We start from the raw sequence: 7,107 nt of genomic DNA, 5'->3' as shown, positions 1-7,107 counted from the left end.
TTTGAATGTGTGAGCATGTGCAGACTCAGGAAGATGGCGCAAGCGATGCGTCAGCCCATGCCCTGTAGAGTGCATGGAAATGGCGCATTGCATGTTCCGAGACACCGTGATCCTGAGGATCCGTAACATACCAACCGTGGCGAAAGGCCCGTTGTGACATGCCCTTTTGGACGCCTTCGCACAGATCCTTGTCTTCGACGGCCACCACGTTGTTGGTCCAGTCTGCGCGCAGGCGGTCCCGCTCTGCGGCCCCTGCATCGGTTGGTTCGCGCGGCGCAAGCGTCACTGTGTAGCGCGAGGTCTTTCCCGGCTCAAGCGGATCAAAGCGCGAGATGTAAAAGTTCTGCACCCCAGGGAACCGCCCGAAGGTGATGTTGGGGAACATCCACCAAAACTCACCCACCAGAACGTCATGTTCCAGATCAAGCGGAAAGGCGCGGTTCTCGGCGTTCATCTTGGTCGGCGCGTTCTGGTAGGTGAAGTTCCGAAACAGGGTGAACTTGCTGTCTGAAATCGCCATCATGTCGTTGAACTCGGGATGCGCCATCTGGCAGTGGTAGCATTCCAAAAAGTTGTCCAGCATCACCTTCCAATTGGCGTTGCAAACATAGGTGTGGCCGAACCCATCGCTGTTGGCGCTGACCACGTAATCAGCAAGGTCCGGACAGGCCGTCAGCATTTGTTGCTCAAGCCCGGGGGCGAAATCCGCAAGGCTCTCGCCATCCAGATCCGCGTTGATGAACACAAAGCCTACGATCTGATCCACGCGCACGGGCAACAGGTTTTTGCGGCCTTGATTGGTGCCTGAAGTGCGATCCACGCCGCGCGCGCCGCGCAACTTGCCCTCAAGCGTGAAGGTCCAGGCATGATAGGGGCAAGTGACACGGGATTTGTTGCCCTGCCCTTCAACCAGCCGATGCCCGCGATGGGGGCACACGTTGTGAAAACCTCTCAGGTCACCATCTGGCGTACGCACCAGAAAGAAATCCTGACCGTGCAGCGTGAAAGCATAATAATCGCCGGGGTTGGCAAGCTCGCTTTCGTGGCACACGAATTGCCAGGAGGTATAGAGCAGGTCGCGCACCTCGGCGTCCATGACATTTTGTTCGACATAATAGCGCGCAGCCAGCGTGTCTTGCCGGCCGTCCGCCTCTGGCGCAATTTCACCTGCGGTGAAGACATCTGCTTTCATTTTGAAACGCCTTTTCGATCCGTGGGGTGGATAATTCCCAATCAGATTGCGCGATAGCGGTGCAAAATGACACTGGCTTAGAAGTGATGCAGTCTATAGGATTTTGTTATGGAATTATTGAAACGCCCGACCTCTGGATCGCTTAATTCGCTTTTGGTTTTGGAAGTCGCGGTGCGCCACTCCAGCCTGTCGCGCTCTGCAGACGAGCTTGGCCTCAGCCAACCTGCGGTGTCGCGCCATATCGCCACCCTAGAAGGTCGACTGGGGCAAGCTTTGTTTCGGCGGAACAACAACCAGATCAGCCCCACCGAAAGCGCCGTTCGGATGGCCGAAGCGGTGAGGCTTGGCTACGGTCACGTCGATCAGGTTTGGCAAGACGTCGCGGCTTATTCCAAACGCGCAGAGATCATCCTAGCCTGCACCTATGGCTTTGCGGATCAATGGTTGATGCCCAAATTTGCTGATCTCAGGGCCGCGCTGGGAGGTGTGCGGGTTCGCGTTGTCACAACAGACCAGCTAGGGGATATCGACCTTAGCCGCGTGGATGCGGCGGTGGTTTGGGACACCGCGCGTTTGCCCAACAGGCCGTTCATTCCTTTGGTAAAGTCCGAGATTTTTCCGATCTGCAGCCCTGATTTTCTGCGCGCGCACCCCGAAGCCAACGATGCCATTGAAACTCTGCCACCCGAGCTGTTTCTGCACTTTGATGTCGGCGTTTCCGGATTCATGACCTGGCCCAAATGGTTCGCCCACGCAGGGCTTCAACCGCCGCCATTTACGTCGGTTGCTGACTTTGACGCCTACCCTTTTCTTTTGCAATCCATCCAGCGCGGGGATGGTATCGGCCTGGGTTGGCACGGCCTTGTGGACGAAGCGATTGCCCGAGGTGATATCCTACGCCTTGGCCCAAGCGTGTCAGATCGCGAAACGTCCTACTTCCTTCAACATCGCCCCTTTCAGGACGACACCGGGCCGCTTGCACAAATGGTGGCATGGTTCCAGAACGCGGCGTCTGTTTAGCATCGCGGCGACACGCCCAATCGCAAACCCTCGGCGCGAGCCTTCTAAGCCGCTCACCCAATCAGTTGTCGAAACACCGACTGCATCAAAGCGCGTGCGACGTGTAGTCTGAAGGTCGTTGCATGGCCATGGCGATACAGCATCACATCTGCGCCAAACGCGCGGCGCATGACGGATGCTGAGTGTGCCTCAAGGTTAAGCTCGGCGCCATGGCACAGGCGCTGAAACGCCGCAGGCCCGGAAATGTCGATGACCTGATAGGCGTCTGAGACATCACTGACCGCAAGGCATGTTTCGGCGGAATAGCCTTCTGCCAAATCGGTCTCTCCGATCAACAAAACACGATCGCGGCGCAGCGAGAGCGCATAGGTTTCGGCCGTCACAACGGTTGGCCAAGTCACCAGCTGATCCCTATAGCGCGCCAGAACATCCGTGCCGGATACCCAGGTTTGTTTGGGCAGGGTCACGTCCTGGATCGTAAGGTCATCGCTGGAAAACCTCAGAGGTCCGGGGGCATCCCAACGGGCTGAATCATTACGCATTTAGCCGCTCTCCTTTCGGGTCCAGAAAACAGGGCGCGCAAATTGTGGCCTTTTGCGTCTTGCCCAAATGCTGCACGGCGATGGTTTCACCGATCCGCGACTGCCCACTCGTGACAAGCGCCAAGGCGATTGGCCTGCCCAGAGTTGGGCTTTGATAGCTTGAGGTCACATAGCCCTGCGATGTGTCGTCTTTCACAAGATGCGCACCAGTTGGCAGGAACCGATCGTCACTCATAAGGCCCACCAGCTGCTTGCGCGCCGCGTCATTGGCCTTTTCACAGTGCAAGCTCCGATCCCCGACAAAGGCCGCGGTCTTTTTGTCTCGTGGCGCCGAGAAGCCCAGATCATGCGGCATGGTTTCCCCATCTGTGTCCTTGCCGATGATCAGATAGCCCTTTTCGGCGCGCATTATTGACATGGCCTCCAGCCCAATTGGACGCAGACCAAGCGGTGCGCCCGCGTGGTGCAAGCTGTCCCACAGCTCGGTGGCTTTGCTTGCGCGGATCGACACTTCAAAGCTGAGATCACCGGAAAAACTTACCCGCGCAATACGCAAGGCCGCCCCGCGCCATGTCGTGCTTTGCAGGCTCATGTGTTTGAAAGCCTCGGCACTCAGGTCAATGTCCAGTCCAAGCGTCATCAACACATCACGCGCCTCGGGGCCGGTGACCGCGACGGTCGCCCAATGCTGGGTCGCATCGTGAATAAAGATGCGATCTGGGTCATTCCCGTCCTGCCGCCATGCCTCAAGGTGCATCCGCACGCCGTCCACATGGCTTGAGGAACAGGACACGATGAAATGATCCGGACCGAGGCGCGCCAGAACGCCGTCGTCAAAGACCGTCCCGCTTTCCGTCAGCATAAATCCATAGCGCAGCTGGCCGGGCTTCATCGTGCGAATTGTGTTGTAGTAGATGAAGTTCAAAAAGGCTTCGGCGTCTGGCCCCATGACTTCGATCTTGCCCAAAGGCGAGCCATCAAAAAGGCCCGCGCTTTCGCGTGCTGCCTGCACTTCCTGCGCAATCAAATCTGAAGATGTGCCTGTGCCATACCACGCAGGACGCAGCCAGCCGCCATACTCCCCCAAGGCGGCATCAAGCGCGCGGTGCGTGGTTTCCAGCGGCAATCGTTTGATGGGATGCCAATTCTGTTCGCGATGCGCGCCACGATAGATCTCTAGCGGGACCGGGACAAAAGGCGGGCGGAAGGTTGTGGTGCCGACCTCGGGAATGGGCCGGCCTTGGATCGTGGCCATTGCCGCCAAGCCCGCCATGTTTGACGTTTTGCCCTGATCAGAGGCCATGCCAAGTGTCGTGAAGCGTTTAAGGTGTTCAACCGAGACATAGTTTTCGCGTGCGGCGACCTCGATATCCTTGAGCGTCACATCATGTTGGAAATCGATCCATTGACGCCCCTTGCTGCCCGGCTCTGGCCAATGGGGTTTCACAGTGTATTGCGTGTCTGCGCGCATTGTGGCGTGTCCTGCACCTGCCGCGCGAGCCTCATTAAACGCGCCCTCCAGATCGAAGGTTCCGTTTGCGGCGCCAACGGCTGTCATCATGTCCGGCGCTTTGCCCGGCACGAATGCTTGCCGCGTGTCGCACCAGTCAAGCTTGCCACCTGCGTGCCGCCACAGATGCACCAATGGCGTCTTGCCGCCCGAGGTTAAGACCGCGTCATAGGTTCGCGCGCGGCCGCTCTGTTTCAGGCCTGTCGAAGCCCGTCCGCCAAAGGCCGTGAATGCGCCGTCAGCAGGGTCAATGCGCTCAATCTCGACCCCCGCGTCGCGCAATAATTTGATCGAGGCCTCCGCAAGCGAATGGGTCGCCAAGACGGCCAAGCGGTGCCCGACCAGAACGCCATAGCGCGCCAAAAGCTCGGCCGCACCAGACAAAGACATAACGCCCGGGCGGTCGTTTTCCGGAAATGTCATGGGCCGATCCAACGCACCGGTGGCCATGATAACCCGCCCTGCCCGCATCCGGATCAGCCGCGGGGCGTCGCCAAAAGACCCGGATTGGATCAGACCGATCAGCCCATGGTCATAGACGCCAAATGCGGTGGTTTTAGTCAAAATGCGCGCACCTGCGTTGACGATCGCTTCGCGCTGTGTTGCCACCCATTCAACGGGGCTACGCCCATCGATGTCGGGCAGTTGATAAAGGCTGCCGCCAAGGGTCTGTTGATCATCCACAAGGCATACATTCTGCCCTGCCTCGGCAGCCGTACGCGCGGCCACCAGCCCTGCGGCGCCACCGCCGACCACAAGCACGTCGCAGTGATCAAAGACCTGATCCGCCTCATAGCCATCAAGGACGTCTGGACTGACCGTCCCAAGCCCTGCCATCTTGCGAATTGCGGGCTCAAACAGGTGCCAGTCAGGCCACATGAAGGTCTTGTAGTAAAAGCCTGCGCCCAGCCAGCGGTGAAACAGGTCAAGCCCGCCCTTCAGGTCACGCGCCGCCGAAGGCCAGGCGTTGACAGCGCGCGCCTCCATTCCGTCTTGCAGGTAGGTGGTCGTGGCAAGACAATTGGGCAATTGCACACCCTCTCCGTTGACGTTCATGATGGCATTCGGCTCGTCGACCCACGCGCCCCAAAGGCCACGCGGCCGGTGATATTTGAAGCTGCGGCCCATGATCCGCACGCCATTGGCGACCAACGCAGAGGCCAGCGTATCGCCTGCAACCCCTTGATAGGACTTGCCATCGAAGGCGAAATTTAGCGGTTGGCTGCGGTCGATCACGCCATAACCATCGATGCGACGTGCACTCATGCCGTTTCCCCCCGCAAAGCGCGGCTGCCGATGACTGCCATTGTGACGCTATCGCGTTCCAAGACGAACAATTCGCCGCAAGGCATGTGCATCCAAACCTCGCGCACGTGGCCTTTTTCGTTGCGTTGGGTATACAAATAGCGGCCCCATTCGGCGTCACTGACATCCCCCGCCGTGTCCGGGCGCAGCTTGCCCAGCTCTCCGGCAAAGTGGAATTCGGTCTCGTTGCGCTCACCGCAGAAAGGACATGGGAAGAGTTGCATCTGATGTTCCTTTTAGTGTGCGATGCCCGAAGAGGCCGCCTCGTCAATCAGCCTGCCTGTCTTGAACCGCTCAAGGCCAAACGGACGGCTTAACGCATGGTGCGCGCCGGTGGCCAGCAGATGCGCCAGCAGATAGCCGCCCACGGGGATTGCCTTGAACCCGCCTGTGCCCCATCCGCAATTCAGATAAAGCCCCTCGACGCCAGAGGGCCCAATGATCGGAGAGCTGTCAGGCGTCACGTCAACTATGCCACCCCAGTGGCGCAAGAGTTTGACCTTGGCGAGCGACGGATACATCTCGCAAAACGCGCTCAGGACGGTCTCTTGCATCGGCATATTACCGCGCTGACCATAGGAGGGCACGCGATCAAGCCCGCCGCCAATCACCAACCCGCCTTTGTCTGACTGGCTGGCATATGTCCCAAAGGGTGGGCAAACCAGAACCGTGTTCAGCACGGGTTTTATCGGTTCCGAGACAAAGGCCTGCAGCACGTAAGATGTGATGGGCAATTCATATCCCGCCATCTGGGCCAGAACCGAGGAATGCCCCGCCACCGCAGCCCCGACAACCCCGGCCTTGATTTCCCCCATCGATGTGTTGACGCCGACGCAGCGTCCGCCTTCGAGGATCACATCCGTGACTTCGCAGTTCTGGATAATGTCGACGCCCGCGGCATCTGCGGCACGGGCAAAACCCCAGGCCACCGCGTCATGCCGACCTGTGCCTGCACGTTTCTGCAGGACGCCGCCGTGGATGGGAAAGCGCATCGTGTCGCTGAAATTCAGCGCTGGCTCCAGTCGTCGCACCTGCTCGGCACTTAGCAATTCAGCGTCCACGCCATTCAACTGCATCGCATTGCACTGCCGTGCGGCCATCTCCATTTCATGTTCTGAGTGGGCGCAGACGATCATGCCACGCTGGCTGAACATGACGTTATAGTTCAGATCCCGCGACAGCCCCTCATATAGCTGCACCGATTTGTCATAGAGTGCAGCGCTTTCCGGATAAAAATAATTCGACCGGATCGCCGTGGTGTTGCGGCCGGTATTGCCGCCGCCCAGCCACCCTTTTTCAATCACGGCAACGTTTTTGATCCCGTGGTTCTTTGTCAGATAATACGCCGTCGCCAGCCCGTGCCCGCCGCCGCCGATGATCACCACATCATAGGCATCTTTTGGGCGCGGTGTACGCCATGCCTGCCCCCAGCCTTTGCCAGCGCGCAGGCCTTCTCGAAAGACCTTCCATCCGGAATAACGACTCATTCACTTGCTCCAATCTCAAAGGCCCAAGTCCGAAAACGCGCAATCAGGCGC

6 protein-coding genes are annotated in these 7,107 nt (G+C 58.8%); 1 reads left to right on the top strand and 5 read right to left on the bottom strand.

Annotation, left to right across the window (positions count from 1 at the left end; all coding sequences use genetic code 11):
* Positions 1–25: 25 nt before the first annotated feature.
* The gene (locus ACEQWH_RS14605; protein ID WP_370232046.1) at positions 26–1,192 is read right to left on the bottom strand and encodes an aromatic ring-hydroxylating dioxygenase subunit alpha; all 1,167 of its coding nucleotides are present in this window, start codon (positions 1,190–1,192) and stop codon (positions 26–28) included.
* A gap of 108 nt (positions 1,193–1,300) precedes the next feature.
* Here ACEQWH_RS14605 and ACEQWH_RS14600 point away from each other — a divergent pair, with 108 nt between their 5' ends.
* On the top strand, positions 1,301–2,212 hold the full coding sequence (locus tag ACEQWH_RS14600) for a LysR substrate-binding domain-containing protein (RefSeq protein WP_370232044.1): 912 nt from the start codon (positions 1,301–1,303) through the stop codon (positions 2,210–2,212).
* Positions 2,213–2,265: 53 nt separating this feature from the next.
* Here ACEQWH_RS14600 and ACEQWH_RS14595 read toward each other — a convergent pair whose 3' ends face one another.
* Genes ACEQWH_RS14595 through ACEQWH_RS14580 form a run of 4 tightly spaced genes read right to left on the bottom strand, consistent with a single transcriptional unit; the run spans position 2,266 to position 7,056 of the window.
* On the bottom strand, positions 2,266–2,754 hold the full coding sequence (locus ACEQWH_RS14595) for a hypothetical protein (protein ID WP_370232042.1): 489 nt from the start codon (positions 2,752–2,754) through the stop codon (positions 2,266–2,268).
* Entirely contained in the window at positions 2,747–5,530 is a 2,784-nt protein-coding gene (locus ACEQWH_RS14590) for a 2Fe-2S iron-sulfur cluster-binding protein (RefSeq protein ID WP_370232040.1), read from the bottom strand. The genes ACEQWH_RS14595 and ACEQWH_RS14590 overlap by 8 nt, the downstream gene beginning before the upstream one ends.
* Entirely contained in the window at positions 5,527–5,793 is a 267-nt protein-coding gene (locus ACEQWH_RS14585) for a sarcosine oxidase subunit delta (protein ID WP_370232038.1), read from the bottom strand. The genes ACEQWH_RS14590 and ACEQWH_RS14585 overlap by 4 nt, the downstream gene beginning before the upstream one ends.
* A gap of 12 nt (positions 5,794–5,805) precedes the next feature.
* Positions 5,806–7,056, bottom strand: coding sequence for a sarcosine oxidase subunit beta family protein (locus ACEQWH_RS14580; RefSeq protein ID WP_370232036.1), 1,251 nt, complete (start codon positions 7,054–7,056; stop codon positions 5,806–5,808).
* Positions 7,057–7,107: the final 51 nt, after the last annotated feature.

Source organism: Cognatishimia sp. (assembly GCF_964229375.1).
Lineage (GTDB): Bacteria > Pseudomonadota > Alphaproteobacteria > Rhodobacterales > Rhodobacteraceae > Cognatishimia.
This window is presented reverse-complemented; position numbering and strand designations above follow the sequence as displayed.